Below are 23,865 nucleotides of genomic sequence, written 5' to 3' on the forward strand. Positions count from 1 at the left end.
GAAGAGATCGCCATGCGCCGCCTCGCCAAGCCCCTCGCCTTCCTGCCCGCGCTTTTTGCCGCGACCCCGGCGTTTGCAGTCGATACCAGCTTTCACACCTATGACGGGTTCGCCGAGACGGTCGATGCGTTCCGCCTGGTGTCGATGATCTTCGCCGATCCGCGTTATGAGACGCTGGTGCTGATCGTCGCGACCGTCGGCATCGGCCTGGGTGCGCTGCTCGCCAGCGTTCGTGGCTCGGGCATGGGACTGGTGGCGTTCGGGTTCCAGATTCTGGTCGGCATCGGCATCTTCGTCGGGCTGATCGCCACCACCGGCACGGTCCATGTCTACGACCGGGTCCGCAATGCCTATCAGCCGGTCGGTGGCGTGCCCACTTTGCTGGTGCTGGTGGCGGGTGCGACCAACATGATCGAGCGAGCACTGGTCGAGACGATCGACGACAACACCCTCGATCCCAATGCCAAGATCGAGTTCGGTGCCGGCGGCCATAGCTTCGACCTGTTCCTGAACGCGGTCTCGCCGCGCGGGCCCATGACCGACACGTTCCTGGACGCGACGATCAAGGATTACGTCCGTCAATGCTATCCGGTAGCGCGTGTTTCGGCTGCCTATGGCGTCGACGACGACAAGCTGTTCCGCACGACCACCGACCTGCCTGCGGCGTTCGCGGCGATGGCGGGGCCAGCGACCTTTTCGACGGTCTATACCGAGTCCGACAAGGGCGGGACAACGGTGAGCTGCACCGATGCCTGGGCGCATATCTCGGACCGGCTGTCCGACCCGACCCTGTTCGAGAGCTATAGCCAGCAGGTCTGTTCGCGGACCGGATTCGACACGGCCAATGCCCAGCAGCTCGGCCGTTGCCGCCAGCAGCTCGGTGAAATGGGACAGATGATGCTCGGCCGTCCCCTGACCATCCAGGCGCTGATGTCCCATATCCTGCTCGGCAACACGGTGGGCGATGTGCTGTTCGAGGATTCCCCGGCGACAGCCGCGCGCGTGATGGCCAACCGGGCGGTCGTTTCGAACGGCTTGGCGACCATGTCTGTGGCCAATGAATGGATGCCGACAATCCGCGCGACGGTGTTCGGGATCATGCTGTTCATGATACCCGTCGCGCTGCTGTTCATCCTGACGCCGATCAATCTACGTGTCGCGAGCTTCGCGCTTGGCCTGTTCGTATTCGTGGCGCTCTGGGGTGTCATCGATGCCGGTATCTATCAGCTGACGCTTGGCCGCGCGGCTGATGCGCTCGCCGAGATGCGATCGAATGCGCTCGGCGCCAATGCCTGGTTGCTGGCCCCGTCGGCGGCAATGAAGGCACTGGCAATCTTCGGGAGCTTCCGCACGGCTGCCGCTGGCTTAGCCGGCGCATTCGTGTTCACCGTCTTTCGGTTCAGCGGCAATGTCTTCACTTCCTTCACCAGCGGCACCCTTGGCGTCACTGGCCAGGCCAGCGCGGCCGCGGCATCGCTCGGCACGAGCGAAGGCTACGCCTCGGCACTCGAGAGTCAGGCATCGGCCGCAGGCACTCGCTCGCGCGCCGGCGCGGCTTCCAGTTTCGGCGACTTTGGCGAGCGTTCGACCTTCGGCGCCAATCGCGCCTATGGTGAGGCTGGCCGCATTCTTGGCGAACGGCCGGGTGCGGCGGGTGGCACCGCGTTCGCGCTCGGCGGCATCGAGGGCGCGCGGCAGATGGGCAGCCTGTCGCCGGCCCTCAACGGCCGTGACCTGGGCGACCCGCAAGTAGCCCGCGCGGTCCAGGCCAATGCCGCCACCAGCGCCATTCACCAGTTCGCCGAGAAGGACGCGCTTCGGTCACTCGGCAACACTTATTTCGGCCAGGGGGAGGCTGGTGAGAAAGCGTTCGCAGCATTTTCGCAGAACCTCGTCCAGTGGCGGGCATTTGGCGACCAGCGGGCATACGGCATGATGATGCAAGGGGCGACGCGCCATTTCGAGCGCGGCGGCTATTCGGCGAAAGACGCCGAGCTGAAGGCGTCGGGCGTGATCGGTGAAGCCCAGTCCGACCCGACCTTCGCCAAGCTGATCGCCAATGCCTATGACCAGGAGCAGATGATTGCCAACGACCTGACATCGGCCCAGGTTCATGTCGGCGCGATGGAAGGCCGGCGGGATTTTGCCGGGGATAGTGTCGCCGGGATCGAGCGCGGCAACGTCGCGACCGAGCAGGCGCTGCGGACCGGCACCAACCAGGGCCAGCGCGACGCCGCGCAGATGCTCGGCCTTCCTCCACAGGAGACCGCACGCCGCATCGGCTTCGTCAACGCGCTATCCGGTGAAGCCCGCAGTTCCGCAATCTCCCAACTCTCCCGCGCCACCGGGCGCAACGAGGCGCAGGTGCTTCACGCCCTCGAAACCTATAATGCCGCGACCCAGGTCGGCACCGCCGATGGTGCGACGGCCGAGGCCGGTCGCGAAGGCACAAGTGTCTATGGGCGGACGCGCGAAGCGGCAGGATATGATTTCGCCGAGCGCTCCGGCAAACTCGACGCCCAGCGCGAGGTGGGCACCGGCGGCACACGGTCGGCTGCGCGGATCGGAGAGCAGCGTCGGCAGTCCGATAATTTCGGGTTTGCAGAAGGCGCCGCAGCAGCCGGCGTCTCAACGCGCGAGGCGGCGCGCCTCGACAGCTTCATCCAGGCCCTGAGCCGGACGGCCGGCAATCAGGTCGATATGGCTGAGGGCGGTGCTGCAGGCATCGCCGATCGCGCCGGGAACGAGCGGCTGACCAGGATCGTCGATAACGAGCGGCTGAGCCGGATGCAGGGGCTGCTGCGCAGCCACGGCATCACCATGTCGAAGCGCGAGTTGGCGATGGCGCAGAATGGCGATCTCGCAATGAACCTGACCGCGGATCAGGCTGGTCAGTTGCTCCGTGCCGGGCTTATCAACGACAGCCAGTTCGGTGCTCTCGCACAGGGAGGAAATGCTCGCTTCAGCTTTGCCGAGAATGACCTGCTCGTATCCAGCAGCGCAGGGTTCCAGCAATCCGCGCGCAATGACACCAGCACGCGATTCGAGGCGGGCAAGCAGGCCGGTCCGGACACAATCGAACATTTCATGGGCGGCGGCGAGGAAGGCCGTGCCGCGATGGCCAACTGGCTGCAGGGCGGGTTCGAGATGGACCGCAAAGGCGACTGGCGGCTGAAGCCGCAGGTTGCAGACACGCTTCAGCGCGATGTTCAGGCGGTCATGGCGCAGACAGGGTGGCAGCGGTCACTGAGCCGCTCGGCGGACAAGCAAAATTCGATGGGGACCACGGTTGGTTTGAACATCGGCGGCGGGGCGTCAATTGGGTCAGGGGGACAGGGTTTGCCCGATGGAAAAAAAGGCAGTTCGGGCGGAGGCCGCACCGCACGAGGGCAGGCTGGCGGCACCTTGGGATTCAATAGTACCGAAACCAGTCAGACCAATTCGAGCGCGATGGCGACGATGGACATCGTCAATTATGATGTTCGCAATGCGATCGCAGCGGCGGAACGGGTCGCTTCCAAGTCAGGCAATCCGGAAAGAGCCTTTTCGGAGGAGTTGGGACGGCAGGTGTTTGGGGCCCAGGGCCTTCGAAACCGCTATCTCGAAAACGCGGACTCGGGCAGAGGCACATTCGACTATGCAGCACCTCTCGTTTCCGGAGAGCAATCCTCAATCCTGAGCAGTGGAAGACTACGCGGCGATCGCGATCATGGCAGCAACGATGGTGACCCATCGTTCAAGACGCGCAAGGATTAGTGCCCCTGGCGCCGTGCCCGGCTTTCCGCGCTCTCGTGGTGGATCGCTTGATACAATGGGCTAAGGGGATCCGCATACGCTGGAGGACTGTAGGGCGTTCGCCGATAGAACAGGCTTGAGCTGTTATGCTCGCCCTCCGAAATGTCGACCCAATGCTCGCTGTCGCGCCATTTTCGGGCATAGCCGAAGCCGAGCACGAGGAGAGCGGTTATGGGAAGAAAGACAATGTTGAGATAGATACCGACGCTGCTGCCATAGAAGTCTGCGAGGAAGTCGATTCCGAAAGGTGATCCGGCAGGAAGCCAGTAGATGGGGATCGCAGCCCACCAGAGCTTCGCGTACCATGGACGCCACAGATAGTCCGCAGCGCGCGGCCGAACCCACTCCTCGGCTGGAACGACCGGTTCATCCATATTGGTGGCAGAATCTGGCGACATTTGATCCGCGTTCCTGTGCGTGACGGTTATAGCAAAATCCGCACGCTTTTGGAATCGACGATCTGGAATGGATGGGAAATATTCATGGCGCATAGCCAATCTCCTCCAGCCGCGATCCCCCCTTCCCCTCCGACCCGGAATTTCGGCCATAGGGTCATGCCATGCGGCCGAGGGGGGCGCCCAATGAACATTTAGACCCGTCGGCAAAATGTGACGGAAGCGTAAAATTATGTCATGACATTGTCCGGCATGTCGGGTATGAGGGGTGGATCGAAAGGAGGTGTGTCATGGCTTCTGCTACCGCCCGAACTGAGAAACTCGATCTACGCCTGTCACCCACTGCAAAGCGGACGCTTCAACAGGCTGCGCTCGCTGCGCATCGCTCGGTCAGCGAATTCGTGCTGGAAAGCGCATTGGCGCGCGCTGAAGAGACGCTCCCCGATCGTCGGGAGTTCAATCTGGACGCGGACCAGTGGGCGGCATTCCTGGCAGCACTCGATGCGCCCCCTCGCCACACGCCAAGGCTGGCTGAACTGCTTACAAAGCCGAGCGTGTTCGAGCAGGACCCAGGTTAAGCGCACCGATGGCGCCCCAGTTTCGCATTGAAAAGCTTCGCCGCGACCATGCCATCGATGTTTTCGATTGCGGTCGCGAGGAGCTCAACCGGTTCCTGTCGCGCTACGCCTGGCAGGCGCAGCAAGGCGGGGCATCCCAGTCCTACGTTGCCCTAACCGGAGACGAGGTTGTGGGTTTCCACACTCTGGTTGTGGGGCATGTCGATCATAGTGATGCGCCCGATCGCCTGACAAAGGGAATGGCGCGGCACCCCGTTCCGTTGATGATCCTTGCACGGCTCGGCGTTTCGACTGGCTATCAAGGAAAAGGGCTCGGCTCCGGTCTTCTGAAAGATGCCCTCACGCGGACTTTGCAGGCAGCCGATATCGCTGGAATTCGCGCAATCGCTGCACATGCCAAGGACGAGGCTGCACGCCAATTCTATCAGAATTTCGATTTCATCCCAGGGTTATCGGATCCAAATCACATGTTCCTATTGTCGAAAGATGCCCGGCGGCATCTCCAAGGGTAATTGCGAAGAACAGAAACAGGACAGCCATGCGAACAGAACTCGATCATCTCCCTCTAGCGAAGCGGCGCGAGCTTGATCGTGTCGTTCAAATTCTGTTCGAGGAATTCGATGATGCACATGGCAAACCTGACGGCCAGCGCAAGCTTGGCCGCATACTGAAGGTCATTCTCTACGGCTCCTATGCGCGCGGCAACTGGGTTGATGAGCCGCACACGGCAAAGGCATATCAATCGGACTTCGATCTGCTCGTCATCGTCAACCAGAAGGAGCTGACCGATCGCGTGGCTTACTGGGAGAAGGCCGACGAACGCCTGAACCGCGAGCGGACGATTACCCAGAATTTAAAGACGCCCGTAAACTTCATTGTCCATTCCCTTCAGGAGGTAAATGACGGGCTCGCGCACGGGCGCTCCTTCTTCATAGATGTCGCGCGCGACGGAATCGCGCTTTATCAAGCCGAGGACAGCGAACTTCATCAGCCGAAGCCGAAAACACCCGATGAGGCGTTCACGGCGGCTTCCGAGTATTTTGAGGAGTGGTTCTCTGCGGCCGTCAGCTCCAGAAAGATATTTCACTTCTGTATGTCGCAGGAGGAATACCGGGATGCCGCCTTCAATCTGCACCAGGCATGTGAACGGCTGTATCATTGCGTCCTTCTCGTCACGACCTTCTACACGCCACACGTCCACAATCTGGCGTTCCTGCGTACTCAGGCCGAACGGCAATCCAATCATCTTTTCGAGGCATGGCCCCGCGACAATGCCCGGGCCAGAGCGCGTTTCGCGAAGCTCAAGGACGCATATGTGAAAGCGCGCTTCTCAAGGCATTATCGCATCACAGAGGAAGAACTTACCTGGCTATCCGAAAGGGTGGAAGAGCTTGGCCGCCTCGTCCATGAGGACTGCACGTCGCGTCTCGACCAACTGCGCGCCGCGCTTTGATTGGACCGGTATAGCGGGACGATGGCAAAACTTCGATAATAAGCGTGGCCGCAAACAGGAGTGACCTTAAAGCTGCCTTGATGCCGAACCGGTGAAATGGCGAGGCTGTCGGGAACTGACGACCAGAATAAGACGCTCAGCGAGCGATTTCCTCTCCACAATTCCTGACAGTATTCTATTCGAGCGGTTGTCGACCATAATCAGTCGTTCCGCTCATCGCCGAGGACCGACCGCTTTTCCTTCCACCCTGTTACTTTCTACCTTGAGCATGACGATCGCTCTGTTTGGTGACCATCGGTGGACAACCGTGCGCGTTGCGATATGGTTGGGGTCAAGGAATGCGGGCGGATGCCGTGACGCACTAGGGGGACGGCGAAGGGCATGACGGTCGAAGCGGCAACCAACGCAACGATCCCCGATGTCCTGGCACAGCTCGACGGTGATTTCGCGCCGATGGCAAACGCCTTCGGCAACGCCGCGTTTGCGCTTTGGGTCGGGTCGGGCATTTCCTTCGGTCGGGCGCCCGATCTCGGTGTGATCGCCGCGAGGGCGCTCGAGTTTCTTCGCCTGAAGGCGGTGGATCCTGCAACACAAGCGACATTCGAGCCAGCGCTGCGAGCGGCCATTATCGAGAGCCATACCGATGTCGCGCTCGCCGTACCTCACTTTGGAACCGCTTTCGGCGCTTGGCCGGATGAAGTTCGGGTGCCAATTATCAGCGGGCTGTGGAACCGTTACTCACAGCTTCTCAATATCCGCCTCCCCAACACCGACGAAGATTATATCCTGTGGGATGCGGTCGATGTGCGCGATGCATTTAGCAATCCTCCAGCGCCAGGCTGCGCCCATCTCAGCATCGCGATCCTCGTCCTGGAGGGTGTGCTGCGCGAGATCGCGTCGGCTAATTGGGATGGATTCATCGAAGCCGCTATCGAACGCCTGGGCGGCGGCCTGCCCGGCAATCTCCAGGTGGTGGTCGATCCCGCACATTTGCGTGACAACCCCGGTAAGGCGCGGCTGATCAAGTTTCACGGCTGCATTGTCCACGCGACCGAAAATCAAGAACTCTATCGCAAATTCCTCGTGGGTAGCACGAGTCAGATCAACGCTTGGCCCCACCAGCAGCTCTACACAGCTATCCGCAATGAGGTCATCTCGCTCGCGACAAATCACCGCGCGCTGATGACGGGGTTGTCGCTTCAGGACGGCAATCTACAGGCGGCCTTCAACGTCGCGCGTCAGGCCAATCCTTGGCCTTGGCCATGCGACCCACAGGCGCATGTCTTCTGCGAGGGCGACCTTGGCAACGGCCAACGCCTGATGCTCCAAACGGTCTACGCGGGCAGCTATAACAACGCGATCGCCGACATCGAGAACAGTGCGCTGCTGGTTGCCTGGGGCGAGCAGGTGCTGCTCGCCCTGGTCTTAAAGGTCCTCACCGACAAGCTCAGCGCGCTGATCGACGTGGCGCTCGAGGGGCAAGTACTCGCGACCGACCGTGCGGTGCTGGTCGGCTCATTGGCGCGGTTGCGCGATGCCGTGGCGGGGTTCGCAACCGACGACCGCACCGCTTTCCTCGAAAGCGCGATCTTGGTCTGGTCGCGGCTCCTCAGCCTCTTTCGGACGGGCAAGCTGCCCCATGGCGCCGGCGCATACGAAGTGCTCACCGGCGGTCCGGTCGGCGGGGTCGGCCAAGATCAGAACGCCCGCGTGGCCTGCCTGGGTGAACTAGGCGTCGCGCTGGCGCTCCTTCAGCATGGCGTCGACAATGGACTCTGGACCTTGGCACCGCCTTTGAACGACGAGTTGGTCTCGGGTGCAATCGCAGGAATCGCCAGCTGGGAGGACGCTGACCCGCGCCCCCTCTTCTTTGCGCGCTCGGCCGGCGTAGCCATCGCGCTAGAGAAAAGTGGCGCATTCGCTAACGACAACGCGATCGTGATCCATGCGGACGAGGCTTGGCATGTGATGCAGGAGGCGATCGTCGGCGACAGTCCACGCAATATGAGTAGGAGCCCTGGCCGCACCGGCAGGGTCGGAACGCAGCATGTCTGCTTGGCCCGGATGGTCTCCGGCGAGACCACCGCGGCTGGCCTCGCCGCGCGGTTCGTACAGGAGCTATCGCTGTGAGTCAGTCTCTGCTCGTTCGAGGTCTGGTGCAGCGCCTCGAAGCCAATGACTATAAGGCGCTTTCGACCCCCTTTCGGGTTGCCTCGGTGGATTTCGACTTCACTGCCGCGCTGCTCGGGACAGGTGGCAGGTCGCTTGACCTGATCCTCATTGTCGATACCGCAACAGGCGATTTTGGCGATCGTGATGCCGCGTCGGTGCGGCAGCGGGTCCATTCGCTCAGCCGAGCATTCGACGTCACCCAGTCCCGTTATCTGCTGACGGTGATCCTCGCCGGCGCGAGCCTGGCGAGCCTCGTCGAGGCGCTATCGCCGATCTGCCGCGTGCTTAGCATCGAGGATGCCGCGCTCGGTGCCGATGGTGTACCCAGCAGCGCCGAAGCCCTGGAAGCGCTCGATGACCATATCCGGTTGTTGCTGCCGCTCGATCTCCAGCTCGATGACAATGTCGAAGCGACAGCGCCGGCCGATCCGATCGCCGAGTTGCTCGCCGCGCTCCCGACCGATCTTGATCAGGAACTGCTGACTGGACTCGCTGCGGCGTCGATCCGCGGCGATGGGGCTGTAACCCGAGCGCTGGCCAAACGCGTCGGTGAAGTCCTGGTCCTGGAGCCCGGCGCGTGACTGGCCCCATGCTCCACTCGCTCGACCTGAACAATTTCCGCAGCATCCGTGGCACCGTACACGCGCCGCTCGATGCGAAGGTGGTGCTCGTGCATGGCGAAAATGGCGCCGGCAAGACGAGCCTATTGTCGGCCATTGAACTTGCGCTGACGGGACGGGTCATCGCGCTCGAACGGGCTGATCCAGACTATGCCAAACAGTTGCTGCTCCGCGACGCCCAGGCGGGCCGGGTGGGCGTTCGCACCACCGGCCTCGAGGGGCTCAACGACTTCGAGACCCTGCTCGCCCGCGATGGCATCAGCAACAAGGCGATGCTCCCGATTGATCCGGCGAGCTTCTTCAGCGAACGCTGCTATCTGCCACAAGCGATGCTCGGCCAGCTACTGCAGATTTATCAGGATTCAGATTCTTCCCCTGATTCGCCACTCGCGCGGTTCGTGACCGAACTGCTTGGCCTCGATCGGCTCGATGCCATCGAAACCGGCCTCCTTCCGGTTGCTGATCTGCGAAACTTCCGGAAAACGAGCCCCGGCTACGCCCCGACCGAGAGCGAGAAGCAGCGCCTCGATCGCCTGATCACCGACCATCAACAGGCCCGGACCGTCGCGCAGCGTGCCCTGACGGCGATCGTCGCGGAGATCAATGCGGCCTGGAAACGCCTGGGCCAGACCGACACGCTTGCGGAAACCGATCTGGAGGGCCTCGGCGAGCGCCTGGCGCAGTTGTCGGACGAAGCGGCTGTCGCGCCGCTCATCGATCAGAAGCGAACCGTGGAATCGCTTCGGCGCGGATTGGCGGGTGGCACTGCGGCGACAACAGAGGTGGACCTCGCCGTCGCCCATCGCACGGCCGCCGATGCGCTCGGCCGCTGGATCGCCGACTATGGTGTCGCGTTCGATAGGATCGATGGAGAGGTCACGAAGCTACTACCGACGCTCGCGACGCCGGCCAGCGACACCAAGGTCTGGCTCGATGCGGCAACCGTTCAGATCGGCGAGGCCCGTCGTCAGGCCCGTGAGCGTTCGGTCCAGGTGACCATCGACGCGGCGCGCAAGATCACGCTCGCCGCCGAACTCGAAGTCGAGCGCAAGAATCTTGCGACGATCGATAAGGAGATCGCGCTGATCGGAAAGAATGCGGGCTCGCTTGCTGAAATGCTTGCCGAGATCAGCGCCGTGATCGACTCCGACGTTTGCCCTGTCTGCGACCGCAATTATTCGGAGAAGGGCGACGGCGCTCTCATCGACCATGTCCATGCCAAAGTGACCCAGCTGTCGGGCTCAGCCGAGCGCCTATTGGCGCTTGGCCGTAACCGGTCGACCCAGCAGGAACAGATCGACCGCCTTGTTCGCGAGGAAGCAACGCTCGGCGCGCGAGAGATGAAGACCGAGGCCGCCGCCGACCTTGCCCGCCGGGCCGCCGATCTTGATGCCGTCGCTACCGAGCTGGCACGTCTCGCGCAGCCGATCGGAGAGCGGGTTGAAATCATCTCGCTGGAAACGTCGACCCGCCGCACGTTGAGTGACCATCAGGCACGCAGCCAGTCGCGAGCGGCGACCGCCGGACATGTGGCGACGCTGGCCGAAGCGCTAGGCCTTGCCGCACCGGATCCCTTGCGCCCGCTCAGTGACGTGATGCAGGACATCGGGACCGCCATCGACGCCAAGCTTACGGCCATAAATGGCCGCGAAGAGGCGCGGCGTTCGATCAGGGACAATCTGACCCAGGCCGATATGCAGTTCGGCCGTCTCCGCGAAGCGGATGCACTGCTCTCTCGGGATCGGGCGACCGAGCGTCTCCACGATGCGGCGCTGAAGCGAGCCGCGCGGATCCGTAAGGACGGGCAGACCATCAAGGATGCCGTCGAAGCGGTGCGCGCGCAGATCATCAGCCGCGCGTTCAATGATCGGCTGAACCGGCTGTGGCGCGACCTGTTCATCCGGCTCGCACCGACCGAGCCTTTCGTTCCAGCGTTTCATGTGCCAACCGAGCCGACCCACAAGCTCAAACCGAAACTCGTAACGCGCCACCGGGCCGGTGGCGCGGGTGGAACCCCCGGCGCGATGTTGAGCGCCGGCAACCTCAACACCGCAGCGCTCACCCTGTTCGTGGCGCTGCATCTGACGGTAGCGCCGCAGCTGCCCTGGCTGATCCTCGACGATCCAGTCCAGTCGATGGACGATGTTCACATCGCCCATTTCGCGTCCTTATTGCGGACGCTGTCGAAGGAGCATGGCCGTCAGGTGATCGTCGCGGTCCATGACCGCCAGCTGTTCGAATATCTGCGTCTCGAACTCAGCCCCGCGTTTGAGGATGACAGCCTGCTTACTCTCGAGCTGACACGCAACACGACGCGCGACACCGACCTTCTATCCAAGCGGTTCCAGCACAAGCCAGAGACGGCGCTGCGCTTCGCGGCTTAGGCCGCCGCGGCTTCAGAGCCGGGTCTTCTCCATCTGGACTTGATGGTCATCGACCCCGCTATTCCGGTTTCATGGAAGCGGATATGTATCAGCACCCTAGCACCACTCGCGTGCTCGAAGTGCCGCGTCGGCGGTGGCTATTCCGGTTGATCCGACTCCAGCCAATCGAGCGGCACTAGGGCGTGATCGCGCCACTGCTCGGCAAGAACCACGTTAGCAAGGCCGCCCCATACATCCTCGTCTGCATGGTCGAGGACGATGACCTGGAGGCGGCCGGTGGCGGCTGCGACCTGCTCGCCTAGCAATGCGAAGACTTTGCGGACGGCTTCGACATCCTGGTCGCGCCACGTGACCGGATCCGCCTTTTCATCCCGTGCCGTTCGGCGCGGGAAATATACCTGGCTGGGTTGGTCGTAAATCAACAGTCCCGGGACGGGGTGATGCGGCAGCGCCAAGAAGAATGTCTGTAGCGCGAGGGTCAGGGCTACATGATAGGCAAGCCAGTTCGCACCGCTGCCGATCTCCCAGAGATAGTCGTCCCGGGTTCCGCGAATCACCTTCACCGTCAGATCCTGGATCATCAATCGGACGGGCGCTTCGGGCCATTCGGCGTCGAGCCGCGGAATCAGCCGGCCGGTCATCGCCTCGATACTGTCGATCGCATTGCGTAGCTTACGCTGAATCTCGTTTTCCGAGACCCGCCTCTGCAACTCGGCGATCTGCGCCTTGAGAGCATCGATCTGTTGGCGCAGTCCGGCGGATTGATCGGTTCTGTCGTAAAGCTCGAGAGCCTGTTCCAGTCTCCCCAGAAAGCGCTCCATGCGATCGAACCGATCGATCGCCTGTTTCGCCTGCTGCGAGTTGCGCTCCAGCAGCCCGATCTCTCGCTTGATTTCGTTGAGCCGCACCAGCGAGGTCTCGGCCTCCGCCCGCAGACGCAGAATCTCCTTGTCGAGCGTATCGGAGACGCTGGGATGGGTGCGAAGGCGCACTTCGATCGCGGCAAGCGCGTCGCTCAACTGATCGACCTTCTCGCGCCCGCCCTCACCCAGAACCGCGATGACATCCTCGGGCCGGTCCTCGGGCACAAGTTGCTTGAGCCATTCGGAGATCGACAAGCGATCGCGCTGGATCCGAAGCGCGCTTCCATAAGCATCACTGCTCTCGATCAGGCGACGCAATTCGCTCAACCGCTGGCGCCGCTGGGTGAGCTCAGCGGCGACCTTGCTCTCTTCGTCCCGCAGCTCCCGGAGTCTTGCAAGGGCAACATCGATCCCGGCGATGGTGGGATTTGCCGCCTCGCTGTTGGTCGCCACAATGCCGCGCAGGAGATCGACAATATCAGGCCATTCAGTAGGGATCACCTGGCCGGACGGCAGCAGCCCGAACTCGATCGCCTGCCTGAGCCACGATGTCGCTTCCAGCCGCCAGGCATTTCCTGCGGTGACGAGCGAGCGCAGGTCAATCTCCCGGCGCCGCAGGATCCGGTTCAGACGATCGAGTTCATGGCGCGCCTGAAGGACCTCGGCGGTCACCGCCTGCAATATGTATGGAAAGATGGTCTTCAGCTTGTCGCGATGCTCGCTGGTGTCCGCCTTGAAGAACATGACGTCGGGGTTGGCGACGATGTTCTGGGGCTGGAACGTAAATGCCATCAGGTCGCGAAAGCTGGGGCGCGACTGCGAGGCGGCTTCGGAATCTGGCTCGAAGCCGAGATTGGTGAGACCGGCGAGCCGGTCGAGCATCTTCTTGACGTTGGCCTGCGTGGTATCCTTGCCCTCAATGCGATGGGGAACTTCGACCGTGTCGGCCTCGATCAGGACCATGTCCCCGGTGCTCTGCTGATCCCCAGGCTCCCGGCGAGCGAGAAGCTTCTGCCCTTCGACCGTATCGATCACGACGCCGAACCAGCTGCAATTCTCACGAATAACACCGACAGGGATCGCGCATTTGTCCGAAGCGAGGCAATAGTCGATGATCGGAATGACCGCCGATTTGCCCGTCTTCGACGCGCCGCTGATGACGTTCACGACGCCTGGATGAAAATCCAGTTCGCGGGGCTTTTCGTCGGTTCGAGGCCAGAGGATCAACTTGAGAAGCTGGAAATACATTAGAAGTCGATCCTCAAGGTTGAGGCGATCTGGGGAAGGCCGAGCTTGGAAAACCAGTAGCCGAGTTTGTCGGCAGCGCCCGAAAACCCTTTCAGCCGTTCAGGGATGGATGGTTTCTTCACATCGAGAAGATCGAGCGAATAGCCATGTAGCAGCGCCGATCCATGGTCGATACGGATGAGACGTGATGTCGATGCGACGCCGATCGATTGAAGGCTCAGAGGCCGGAGTTGACGTGCCCGTGAGTGGAGCTCGACAAGCGCCTCGCGTTCGCGATCGAACTTGGCGGCAAACAGGGTCAGGCCTGAGGCTTTTCTGGTGGAGGCGACCGCGTCGAAGGTCTGCCGGTGCAATAGCATCGGCAGGACGAGGAACGCGAGCAGGAACGGCGCGGCCTCGGCACCGTCCTCCTGATATCCGAGAGTGAAATTCCAGATCAGATAGGCGCCGATGGCGGGGTTCTGAACGAGGTCGAGTTCAGTGAGATCTATGCTTGCGAGGGCCGTCATTCAGGAGCCTCGCCGAGGAGGGTATCATAGTCTGCATGCCAACCGACCCGGCGGCGATCGGCCAAATCGTTGAAACTGCCATGGACGAAATGCCCCGGCACCACCCGCCCTTCAAGCGGGGCCTGGTGCTGCGCGCATTGACGATAGATCAGGCGCCCCTGAACCGGTGCCGACCGATCGGTATGCAGATCTGCGACGTCGCCTCGGATCATGCCATACCGCCGAACAAGGTCGTCGTCCCAGGTGTCGAGGCTACCGGGAAAAATCACGCCGCGATCCGCCCAATCAGACTTGTCGGCGGACGCCCGCAGATAGTCGCTGACGGCTCGCAACCGCTCCTCGTCATTGGCATCGACGAGTTCGAGCTGACGGATGAACGTCGGCCGTGTGGACGCGATGCCAGCTACGAGATCGCCGCTCGGCGCACCACCGAACGATGTGAGCAGTCCGGGCATGTTGTTCTGACGGACGAACGCATGGAAATCGCGCCTGAAGACGTCTGCATCCAGGATCGGACGCTCGCCGCGCTGAATTAGGCGATCGAGCGCCTGCTTTGCCTGGCCGATGCCCGACTTGATGAGGACATCGATCTGGTTTTCACTGATGACCGGTAAGAGGACGGCCCGTATCGCATCAAGGGGATCTTCCCCCTCCGACTCCAAGGAGAATCGTGTCACGATCGCGATCTGCTGCTCGGCATCTGCGTCGAGAAACGGCTGGAGATGCTCGGCGCAGCCGGGAACGGCTTTCAACTTGCCGAGCTTGGCGCGGATGACCTTCAAAATCGCCTCGGCAGCCTTGACGTCGGCGGCAGCGGACAGCGCCTGGACAAAATCGCCCTTCTTTTGAGGTGTCACGTACAGGTGGTAATCGGTCAGGCTGGCGTCGATCTCCTTGCCGACGATCATGGCTCGCCAGTTTTCGAACGCTTTCCAGAGATCGCCGGCCCAGTCGGAGATTGGGTTTTGTCGGAGCGCACTCTTGGTCTGCTCAAGCAGAAGCTTGCCATCCGCATGATGGACCGCAACGTCATCCTTGAACTCCAGGGATACCTTGGCGCCTTTGGGGCTGGTCAACAGATGATAGAATACCCGCACCGGCTGCAAGGCAAAGCCGAGATATTGTCCAGGCGCGCTGTGCTTGGCAGGTTTTGTCTCGGCATTCATCAGATAAGCCCCCTTGCCAGCGATGCTGTTCAAGTCGCGGCACAAGGTCAAGTGATGATGGCTTGGAGCAACATCTATATGCTCACATCGACAGACGCGCATTGGACATCCACTATTTTATGAAAACCAATCGGCCCGATCAAGGTCCCCCGAACGGGTGTGTCGTGATCACGAAACTTGAATGCAGCAAGGCTTTGTTCCATGATTGTTCCGGTTCAATGGCAGGGGCGGAAGTTGGTAGACGTCATCATTAATGAAGCACTGATCGAGGCGGGGGAGCGCTACTTCATCGCTTATGTCGATCGCCCCAAAGGGATCGGAGCGCAGATCGTCGCCGACCTGGAAATGGATCTCATTGGGCCGGTAACCGTCGACCTTATGGTGCCAAGAAAGCTCAGCGGCTTCGAGTTTCCCGCACTGGAGCTGATCGAACGGGCCAGACGCACTGCTGCGGAAAGCGGCGTTCGCAAGATCCTGCTGGTCGACCCCCAGGGGCTCGTCCGGCTTTCAAAGGTTAACGGCACGGACCGCGACTGACGCAGCTATGGCTATAACTTAGGATCGGCACCGGATGGGGGCATTCCAGACACACAAGCGAACGATCCGGATCGCGGACTTCGAGCACCCACGCGGTGCCGTCAGCATTGAAACGCTCATGGCAATGGAGCGGCCGGACTGGGCGCATCTGCGCGACCAGATCAATCTGCGGCGCGCGGACATCCCGGGCCAGCCGCTGGCGCGCTGTCGGCTATGCGAGCATGGCGTCTTCATCCGCGCCCAGGCTGTGGACGACGATCACCTTCCGATGTTCGCGCATTTCCCGGGCGGCCCTGAGGACTGCCCCTGGTATGATGGCGGCACGATAAGACCCGACGATGCGCGCGCAGCCCAATATCAGGGGCATCAGGAATCGGCCCTGCACAGGCGCACATGCCAAACCGTCGAGGCGATGGCGAAGCAGGATGCCAGCTGCGTCGATAGCGCGATCGACACCTATTTGCGCCCGGCTGTCCATCAGCGCGGGAGATACCCCGACGTGTTCCTTTTCATGACGGGGCTGGGACGCTTCGCCGTGGAGGTTCAACTCTCCAAGCCGTTCGCACCGGAGATCAGCGCGCGGCATCTTCACTACGACCGCGAGGGTGTGAAGCTGATCTGGGTGTTCCTCGAACTGGCAAAGCCGCTCCCACAGGGCTTTCACGATGTGATCTCGATGCAGCGGGGCAACGCCTTCCTGTTCGACGCGGCGGCCGAGGCCGAGTCACTGGCGATGGGAACGCTCGTCCTCAGTTGCTATCTGGAGAACGGCAAGGGCGGTTGGCTGGCACCCCGCCTCGTCACGCTTGACGATCTCGACATCACGACCGGCCGGTCGGTGTTTCTGGAGGACCGACGCAGCGAACGCCTGATTGCGCTTTGTAAAGACGGCCGGAGCCGCTGGTGGCAGGCCCTTGCGCAGGCACGCCGCGAAAAGCCGGACAATCCTTTTCACCATGACGCCTATGAGCCGGCTTGGGCATCGGTTCGCGCCCATGTGCCCGCGCTCAGCCAATGGAAAGACGACCATTGGGCCCGGCATGGCGAGCGCGGACGCGCCCACCTTGCGAGCCTGTTTGCGATCCTCTGCTCTGTCGCGCACAGCGCCGAGCGCGGCGAGGACGTGCTCTACATCTCGCGCTATTCGGGCGATGGTCGGCTTCTTGCTATGCTCAACAGCAAGCTCAGCTCGACGAGCTACTTCCCATATGCCGATCTGCTGGAGACGTTCCTCGGCAATTCCGCCTGTCGCGATCTCATCGACCGCGCGTCGTTCCGCAAGTTGATCGCCGCCGCGCGAGCTGGATCGCCGCAAGTCGGCCAGGATCATCCGGTCTGGATGGCCATGGCACGCCTCTTCCCCGAGGCGCTGAATTCCCTGATCCGGGCCGAACTTGCCGATCTGGGACGCCTACCCGGCTGGGCCCAAGGAGCGGAACCCGAGAAGGCTGAGGCTGCGTAGCCGCTAGCGAGATGACGTGCGGACAGAAACCGCCGGCCTCTGCTCGTCTCCCCCTACTGCTGCCGGCACGGTGCCGAGGACGGCGAGCGAGCCGTGGACATTGGCAATCAGCACCGGAAATCACCGACCGCGACGCTGTTGTTGGTGACGTGCGCCGAAACAATGTCGGCCGTGAGCGAGAGAAGATCGAGCTTGCTGTCGGTCGTGTCGTTCATGAGCTTCCTTTGTGATGGAAAAGCGTCGCGGCCGAGGCAGCCGATCTTGGTGAATGATGCTATTTCGAACAAGGGCGTCTTGGCAATGATCGTTCGCCCCAGGCCTCTCGTCTCCACTGGAGGGGCGTCGCACCAACTCTGCGGACAAAGGTGTTGGTGAAATGGCTTTGATCGACGAAGCCGCATTCGAGAGCGATCTCTGCCAGCGGGGAATGCGACTGCGCCAGGAGGGTCTGGGCGAGAACAATCCTCTGCCCGATAAACCAGGTGTACGGCGCGATCCCGACCGTGTTCGTGAAAGCCCGGACGAAATAGCTCATGGACAACCGGCAAGCGCGAGCGAGATCCGAGATCACGACGGTTTCCCCGAGCTTCGCGCTCATGGTTTCCTTCGCCAGCCGCTCCTGCCACGATGCCAGGCGAGGCCCCGCAGGCGGGTGGATCGTCCGGCGCTCACCCCTTCCCGTCTGCGCTAAAAGAGACGGCGCGCACTCGCCCTGCCGCGAAACGCGCGCGTTGAGATACTCGCCGGCCTTCAAGCGCGCCTTGCCGCCATCGCGACCCCCGGAGGGACAATGGGCAGGCTACGGACGCGGAACGCGGTCTGATTGCCGTTCCCAATAGTCGCCACGCGTGGGACATTGACGCCTGGAAAGGGCGCCCGTGTCAGAACACGGCGTGAGGACCCTATTACTCCCTATCGTCCCTGACACTTGGCGGGACGAAAAGGCGGTCCTCCCGGTTCAAATATTTCTTGGAGATAGAGGGGGCTGCGGTGGGGCGGTCGCAGGGGTTCGGAACCTGCGCATCGTCCGCGCGCTGCGGTCAGCGGTCAGATTGCTCCGATGCTAGCGTGGCGTGCCGGCGGGAGATGCAGGTTCGCAGGAAGACTCGTTACAAAGCGCGGTCCGTAGATGCCGTTCCGCGCGCGCCAGTTCCTTCTGGACGGTACGTTTGTGGAGCCCGAATTTGGCAGCGATTTCGACCTGCGTCTTCTCGTCGCGCCAGGCCGCCAGGAAGATGTCGCGCCTCTGGGCTGGCAGGGTCTCAAGCGCGTCGAGCACTCGATCCAGAGCAAGCCTTGCGCTCGCCGCGCGCTCGGGATCCGGCGCATCGTCGGTGAGATCAACGACTGCGGCGGCATCGGCGGGCGTGAACAGCATTTCATGACGTCGCCGGTTTTTCGCCAGATTGATGGCCATCCGATAGAGATAAGAGAGTGGATTTCTGACCTCCCCTATGACGGGGCCGCTCTCGAGCTTGAGATAGGCGTCGTGGAGCGCCTCAGTCGCGGCATCTGGCGATCGCAGCGCACCGCTGAGCCTGACGAGCAGCAAATCATATTCTGTTTCGAGCAAAGTACGCAGACGGTCGAGAGACGCGTCCGCGATGTGGGCGGACCGGAACGGGGCGCCGGCAACCGCAAGGCTCCGCCCCACAGATGGACCGCCTGGCCCACCCTCCCCGCGACGGGGTAAAGTGCCACCATCCTTCACGGGCTTCGTCGGCACAGCCGCCTCGCCATCCGGTCAGGATGGTCCCAGCACTTGCGCCGTGCGCGCCAAAACCCATCGGTCCTGAGAATCCGACCAGCACGAGAGAGCCGCGATATTATGTGCTCATTGGGCATGGAAGCGTCCATCATCTAAGGTAGCGCGACCAGCGGCGTCAGCGCGTGATCGATCCCCCAATCCGGCACATGCCCAAACTTGCGAATCAATCGCAACAACATAGCTGCTGTTATCCCTCGACACAACGCGACGGGCCGCCAGACGGACGTATCGGCTGAGAGCATCCGCTTCCCGAAACATGCTTATATTCCATTGCAGTCGAGGCTTTAAGCGCTGCAGGCACGCGGTCCACAAACCGCCGGCTTGACGGAGGGCGAAGACGGCCAGACTATTCTGCGGTGTCGGCACCAGAAAGCCTGTACTCCTACGAAATAGCGTTGGGCAGCGATGATCCGCTGGCGGATCATCCTAACCAATAATCTCCTCGATGAGCAGCAAGCCCAGGAAGCCGACGAAGAACATCGCGCTGATCAGTGGGCTGTCGGGCCGCTCATGGGCCTCGACCAACAGCTCCTCGGTGACGAGATACAGCAGGGCCATAAGGCCGAAACTCAGGAAGCCCGCGATCACCACGGGCGAAAAGGTAGCGACCGGGGTCGCGACCAGTGCGCCAACCGGAAGGAGCAACGCCAATCCGAACGTGATGGCGATCACCTTGCGCCTGGAGCGCACCGTCTCCCCGAGTTCGGCTGTCACCGTCAATCCGAGGAACAGCACTTCGAGCGTGAGCGCGATCGTCAACAGAAGGCCGGCTTTGGCGCCTGCGATGAATGCCAGCCCGAGCACCAGTCCATCGATGAGAATGTCGATGCCGATCGCGCCCAACATCGCCACCGGCCCCTTGGTCCGTCCTTCCAGGCCTTTGAGCGACAGCATGACAGCGACCCCGAGCGCACCGCCCATGAAGGTCGCCAACGGAGATGCTTCGTGCATGACCTGCGGCAATATTTCCGCGGCGGCGGCCGCGAACACCACGCCAGCGGCCAGATGCTGCATGGCGCTGACGAACCCGGGGCTCGGCTGGCGCCAGCTCGCCCATATCGAGCCCAGGATCACCGCCAGCACGGGAATGAGCGTGTATTGCAGCGCCAGCATATTCGTTCTCCCGCGAGCCCTAGATCCGACGACAGGCTTGGGCAGGATGCCCTTGACGGTTGATCGTCATCTGCCCGCCCGTTGCATCGGCCGTGATCCGATCGCCGATATACTGAAGCCCTTGCCCCGGGGCACTGAGCCGTACCGGCTTTCCGTCGGCCGTGCTGCGCATCTCGATGGTCAGGCCATCAGCAAGGAAATCGACGGTGATTTGCGCACCGTCGTCACATCCATAGATGTGACGCCCGATGATCTGCGGGTTTGTGCCGGCGAAATGATCTTCGTCGTGCGGATTGGACGAGGGCGCCTGGCTGGAGCAGCCTGCCGCGCTCAATATAATCAGGGCCGCGACCGCGAGAGAAGCCCCTGAAGATCGCAAACGTCGTGGCACCTGCTTCACTGCCGGCCCAATTTCCGTGGGCGCGACGAACATTTAATGAGCCTTCCGTTTGGCAACACGGCGATCACCGCGCGAAAGCGGGCGCGCCGCCGGCGAGCCGGGTCTGAGGTAGCGCTCGAGAGCCCGGTCCGATTCCTTCATGCTGCCCAGGATGTGACCTTTCATCTTGCGCGCAGCCAGAATCGAAACGAGGCCCCAGCAGCGCGTGGTGTGACGGATCTCAGTCCCAGAGGAAATCTCGTCGATCCGATAGGCTTCCTCAAGCATCAGCAGGCCCCGCATCCCGGTCTTCCAGCCGATTTCCGCGGGTTTGCGGAAGCGCGTGATCGTCGCCGGCGCCGTCAGGGGCTTGCGCAGGAAGGTGGTGTTGAACGTGTACCCGATCGCGCTTCCTTCCGCAGCAACGCCCGACAGCCGGATGAACGGGTGCCACCGCGCAAAGCCGCCAAGGTCGGACACCGCCGTCCACACACGCAGCGGTGACGTCGACAGGCACGTCACATGCTCAACCTCAAACATTGTCTCGATCCTTGAAGGCAAGCAGCCGCAACGCATTGAACACGACGACCAGCGTCGATCCTTCATGCGCAAGGACCGCCGGACCGATTCCGAGCCCAAGGATCGTTGCCGGCAGCAACACAGCGACGACACCAAGGCTCATATAAAGATTCTGGCGAATAATCCGGCTCGTCTGCCGGCTGAGCCCAACCGCGAACGGCAAATGCGCGAGATCATCGGCCATCAGAGCAACGTCTGCCGTTTCGAGCGCGACATCCGATCCTGCCGCTCCCATAGCAATACCCACGGTCGCATTGGCCATCGCCGGCGCATCGTTGACACCGTCACCGACCATCGCAACCTTGTCCTGCGCCTTCAGCTTCTTGATGGCCTCGACCTTGTCCTCGGGCATGAGATCGCCCCAGGCCTCATCCAGGCCCACCTGCTTGGCGATCGCGTCGGCGACACGCTGGTTGTCGCCCGAGATCATGATCATGCGGGTAATACCGAGCTCGCGCAGCCGGGCGAGTGTCGCGACGGCAGCGGCGCGGGGCGTGTCCATCAGCCCGATCACGCCAAGATAGCGCTCGCCCCTGCGGACGATCATCGTTGTCCGGCCCATCTCCTCAAGTTTCACACCGGCATCGCGCAGCCCTTCCGGCAACGGAGCACCGTCGACCTCTCCAAATAATTTGGGACTGCCGATATGGACCGCCTCGCCTTCGACCATCGCCTGGACACCCCGACCCGTGATGCTGCGCAGGTCGGTAGCGGCCGGAATCCCCACCTCGCCGAGCCGCGCACGACCGCCAGAAGCAACGGCGGCGGCGAGCGGATGATCGCTCAGGCTCTCAACGGCGATGGCAATGCGCAGCAAATCCGCTTCGGTGGCGCCGTCGGCGGGAATAACATCGGTAATCTGCGGCCGACCTTCGGTCAGCGTGCCAGTCTTGTCGAAGGCGATAGCGCGAAGGGTGCCGAGATTCTCGAGTGGCCCGCCTCCCTTGACCAGAACGCCACCGCGCGCGGCCCGCGCAATTCCCGAGAGCACGGCGCTGGGCGTCGCGATCGCGAGTGCGCAGGGACTGGCAGCCACCAGCACCGCCATGGCGCGATAGAAGCTGTCACGGAAGGGTTCGTCGATCACCACCCAGGCAAACAGCAGCAGCACGACGAGCGCCAGGACAGCGGGCACGAAGATCCGCTCGAAGCGGTCGGTGAAGCGCTGGGTCGGCGACTTTTGCGCCTCAGCTTCGCCGACCATCTGCACGACCTTGGCAAGCGTGGTGTCCTTGGACAGGCGGGAGACCTGCACCTCGATCGCGCCCGCGCCGTTGATTGTCCCTGCAAAGATCCGATGCGCCGCCGCAACCTTGTCAGGCTGTGCCGCAGCGCCCGCGGGATCGTCGACCGGTCGCTTGTCCACCGGCATGCTCTCGCCGGTGACCGGCGCCTGGTTGACGCTTGAGGTGCCGACCACCACGAACCCATCGGCCGGCATGCGTTCGTTGGGCTTGACGATCGCGATGTCGCCGACCGCAAGCTCCTCGACAGGGATTTCCCGGGTTTGCCCGTCCCGCCGTACCAGCGCGGTCTGAGGCGCGAGTTCGGCGAGCGCCTCGATGGCACGCTTGGCTCGGCCCATCGCATAATGTTCGAGCGAATGCCCCATGCTGAACAGGAACAGCAGCAGCGCGCCTTCCGCCCAGGCACCCAGCGCGGCCGCGCCGCCGGCGGCAACGAGCATGAGCGTATCGATCTCGAACCGCTTCATGCGCAGATTGTCGATCGCCTCACGAAGCGTGAAATAGCCGCCCAAGCCATAGGCCAGAATGTAGGCAGCCATCGGTATCCAGGTCGGAGCGCTGGTGAGCTTTTCGACGCCGAAACCGACCGCTGCGAACAGACCGCACAGTATCGCGAAGATTATCTCGGTGTTTGCGCCGAATATCATCCCGCCATGCGCGTGATCATGGCCCTCGCCTTCTTTGCCCGCGCCATGGTCATGCCCCTCATGACCCTTTTCATCGCCATGAGCATGGCCGGCATGGGCGTCGGCAGCGCCCGCCGCCGCGGGCAATGATGGCGCCCTTCCCGGCTCGGCACGGACGCCGAGGCCCATTTCCCCAAGCAGACGACGAACATCGCTCTCCGAGATTGCTTCACGGTCGAAGTCCAACCGCACCACGCCGGCAGCAGACGCATCGGCCTCGACGATACCAGGAGCGCGGAGCAGTCGTTCCGCGACGGTCCGCGCGCGGCGCTGGTTGGAGAGCCCTTCGACGTTCCAGCGCAGATGTCCAAATCGCTCTGTGATCTTCGCGCCCTCGCTTTGCGCGAGTTCACGAATACGCGGCAAGGATAGGAAATCCGGGTCGTAATGGACACAAAGCTTTGCCGGTACATCGCCTTCCGCCGCGACGATATGTGCGTCGAGAACACCTTCCCGCGCGCTTAGATTGGCCACCAGACGCGCCACACAGCCATCGGCCGTGTCATCGACTTCGGGCAAGAGGAGCGGCAATTCCAGGCGCAGTTTTTCGGTCATTGCGCCTCTCCCGGCGTGTCGCTCGGGGCGAAGCTTGCAGCTTCGCCCCCCACGATCTCGACGACTTCCAGGGTCATGAGGCCAATCCCGGTCACATCGGCGAGCGAGGCCACGAAGGCACGGAGCCTTGCATCCTCATCCACGATCTCGATAACCAACGACTGATCATCTTCGAGGACATGACGGCGGTGGACATGTGCTGATCGGCCAAAGCCGATCAATGCCTGAAGCACCGTCACCCCGGCCACTTTGGCGTCACGCGCGCGCGTCGCAACCACTTCGAATACCTTGCGATCGCCGAAGTAAGCGGCTTCGTCGGTGTAGATGCGCAGCAATTTTGCTTGTTCGTTCATCTT

At 62.3% G+C, this 23,865-nt stretch carries 20 protein-coding genes; 9 read left to right on the plus strand and 11 right to left on the minus strand.

Going from position 1 to position 23,865, the window contains the following annotated elements:
• The first annotated feature begins 12 nt into the window (after positions 1-12).
• On the plus strand, positions 13-3,756 hold the full coding sequence (locus tag SPBM01_RS05485; RefSeq protein ID WP_188064357.1) for a conjugal transfer protein TraG N-terminal domain-containing protein: 3,744 nt from the start codon (positions 13-15) through the stop codon (positions 3,754-3,756).
• Here SPBM01_RS05485 and SPBM01_RS05490 read toward each other — a convergent pair.
• Positions 3,753-4,286: a hypothetical protein gene (locus SPBM01_RS05490; RefSeq protein ID WP_188064358.1), complete on the minus strand. Its 534-nt coding sequence runs from the start codon at positions 4,284-4,286 to the stop codon at positions 3,753-3,755. The genes SPBM01_RS05485 and SPBM01_RS05490 overlap by 4 nt on opposite strands.
• Before the next feature lie 194 nt (positions 4,287-4,480).
• Here SPBM01_RS05490 and SPBM01_RS05495 point away from each other — a divergent pair, with 194 nt between their 5' ends.
• The 6 genes from SPBM01_RS05495 to SPBM01_RS05520 all read left to right on the plus strand — a co-directional run bounded on the left by SPBM01_RS05495 (position 4,481) and on the right by SPBM01_RS05520 (position 11,397).
• Complete coding sequence (locus SPBM01_RS05495) at positions 4,481-4,768, plus strand: DUF1778 domain-containing protein (RefSeq protein ID WP_006960007.1); 288 nt, start codon at positions 4,481-4,483, stop codon at positions 4,766-4,768.
• An 8-nt stretch (positions 4,769-4,776) separates the two neighbouring features.
• Positions 4,777-5,280 carry a GNAT family N-acetyltransferase gene (locus SPBM01_RS05500; RefSeq protein ID WP_188064359.1) on the plus strand — a complete coding sequence of 168 codons (504 nt, stop codon included), beginning with the start codon at positions 4,777-4,779 and terminating at the stop codon, positions 5,278-5,280.
• Positions 5,281-5,306: 26 nt separating this feature from the next.
• On the plus strand, positions 5,307-6,221 hold the full coding sequence (locus tag SPBM01_RS05505) for a HEPN domain-containing protein (protein WP_188064360.1): 915 nt from the start codon (positions 5,307-5,309) through the stop codon (positions 6,219-6,221).
• A gap of 381 nt (positions 6,222-6,602) precedes the next feature.
• Positions 6,603-8,351: an SIR2 family protein gene (locus SPBM01_RS05510; protein WP_188064361.1), complete on the plus strand. Its 1,749-nt coding sequence runs from the start codon at positions 6,603-6,605 to the stop codon at positions 8,349-8,351.
• Positions 8,348-8,974, plus strand: a complete 627-nt coding sequence (locus SPBM01_RS05515) for a hypothetical protein (protein WP_188064362.1) — start codon at positions 8,348-8,350, stop codon at positions 8,972-8,974. The genes SPBM01_RS05510 and SPBM01_RS05515 overlap by 4 nt, the downstream gene beginning before the upstream one ends.
• Complete coding sequence (locus SPBM01_RS05520) at positions 8,971-11,397, plus strand: AAA family ATPase (RefSeq protein ID WP_188064363.1); 2,427 nt, start codon at positions 8,971-8,973, stop codon at positions 11,395-11,397. Before SPBM01_RS05515 ends, SPBM01_RS05520 begins: the two co-directional genes overlap by 4 nt.
• Positions 11,398-11,534: 137 nt before the next feature.
• Here the strand turns inward: SPBM01_RS05520 and SPBM01_RS05525 are convergent, their stop codons facing one another.
• From SPBM01_RS05525 to SPBM01_RS05535, 3 genes are read right to left on the minus strand one after another with little or no spacing between them, the layout of a single operon-like run.
• The gene (locus SPBM01_RS05525) at positions 11,535-13,508 is read right to left on the minus strand and encodes a DUF3732 domain-containing protein (protein WP_188064364.1); all 1,974 of its coding nucleotides are present in this window, start codon (positions 13,506-13,508) and stop codon (positions 11,535-11,537) included.
• Complete coding sequence (locus SPBM01_RS05530) at positions 13,508-14,017, minus strand: three component ABC system middle component (protein ID WP_188064365.1); 510 nt, start codon at positions 14,015-14,017, stop codon at positions 13,508-13,510. The genes SPBM01_RS05525 and SPBM01_RS05530 overlap by 1 nt, the downstream gene beginning before the upstream one ends.
• Entirely contained in the window at positions 14,014-15,183 is a 1,170-nt protein-coding gene (locus SPBM01_RS05535) for an ABC-three component system protein (protein WP_188064366.1), read from the minus strand. The genes SPBM01_RS05530 and SPBM01_RS05535 overlap by 4 nt, the downstream gene beginning before the upstream one ends.
• Before the next feature lie 201 nt (positions 15,184-15,384).
• On the opposite strand from SPBM01_RS05535, the gene SPBM01_RS05540 reads away from it, so the two are divergent.
• Both SPBM01_RS05540 and SPBM01_RS05545 read left to right on the plus strand, forming a co-directional pair.
• Positions 15,385-15,720 carry a hypothetical protein gene (locus SPBM01_RS05540; RefSeq protein ID WP_188064367.1) on the plus strand — a complete coding sequence of 112 codons (336 nt, stop codon included), beginning with the start codon at positions 15,385-15,387 and terminating at the stop codon, positions 15,718-15,720.
• Positions 15,721-15,754: 34 nt separating this feature from the next.
• Complete coding sequence (locus SPBM01_RS05545; protein WP_188064368.1) at positions 15,755-17,182, plus strand: hypothetical protein; 1,428 nt, start codon at positions 15,755-15,757, stop codon at positions 17,180-17,182.
• Positions 17,183-17,456: 274 nt separating this feature from the next.
• Here the strand turns inward: SPBM01_RS05545 and SPBM01_RS05550 are convergent, their stop codons facing one another.
• The 7 genes from SPBM01_RS05550 to SPBM01_RS05580 all read right to left on the minus strand — a co-directional run bounded on the left by SPBM01_RS05550 (position 17,457) and on the right by SPBM01_RS05580 (position 23,862).
• A complete protein-coding gene (locus SPBM01_RS05550; RefSeq protein WP_262504335.1) occupies positions 17,457-17,936 on the minus strand; it encodes a helix-turn-helix domain-containing protein in 480 nt (159 codons plus the stop codon).
• A gap of 309 nt (positions 17,937-18,245) precedes the next feature.
• Complete coding sequence (locus SPBM01_RS05555) at positions 18,246-18,836, minus strand: RNA polymerase sigma factor (RefSeq protein ID WP_262504336.1); 591 nt, start codon at positions 18,834-18,836, stop codon at positions 18,246-18,248.
• Between the two features lie 540 nt (positions 18,837-19,376).
• Positions 19,377-20,063 carry a ZIP family metal transporter gene (locus tag SPBM01_RS05560; protein ID WP_188064369.1) on the minus strand — a complete coding sequence of 229 codons (687 nt, stop codon included), beginning with the start codon at positions 20,061-20,063 and terminating at the stop codon, positions 19,377-19,379.
• 19 nt (positions 20,064-20,082) lie between these two features.
• On the minus strand, positions 20,083-20,496 hold the full coding sequence (locus SPBM01_RS21855; protein ID WP_262504337.1) for a hypothetical protein: 414 nt from the start codon (positions 20,494-20,496) through the stop codon (positions 20,083-20,085).
• Positions 20,497-20,982 (minus strand): SRPBCC family protein, encoded by a 486-nt coding sequence (locus SPBM01_RS05570; RefSeq protein WP_188064370.1) that lies wholly within the window; start codon positions 20,980-20,982, stop codon positions 20,497-20,499.
• Entirely contained in the window at positions 20,975-23,509 is a 2,535-nt protein-coding gene (locus SPBM01_RS05575; protein ID WP_188064371.1) for a heavy metal translocating P-type ATPase, read from the minus strand. The genes SPBM01_RS05570 and SPBM01_RS05575 overlap by 8 nt, the downstream gene beginning before the upstream one ends.
• Positions 23,506-23,862 carry a DUF190 domain-containing protein gene (locus SPBM01_RS05580; RefSeq protein ID WP_188064372.1) on the minus strand — a complete coding sequence of 119 codons (357 nt, stop codon included), beginning with the start codon at positions 23,860-23,862 and terminating at the stop codon, positions 23,506-23,508. The genes SPBM01_RS05575 and SPBM01_RS05580 overlap by 4 nt, the downstream gene beginning before the upstream one ends.
• Positions 23,863-23,865 lie beyond the last annotated feature (3 nt).

It is taken from the genome of Sphingobium sp. KCTC 72723 (genome assembly GCF_014280435.1).
Lineage (GTDB): Bacteria > Pseudomonadota > Alphaproteobacteria > Sphingomonadales > Sphingomonadaceae > Sphingobium.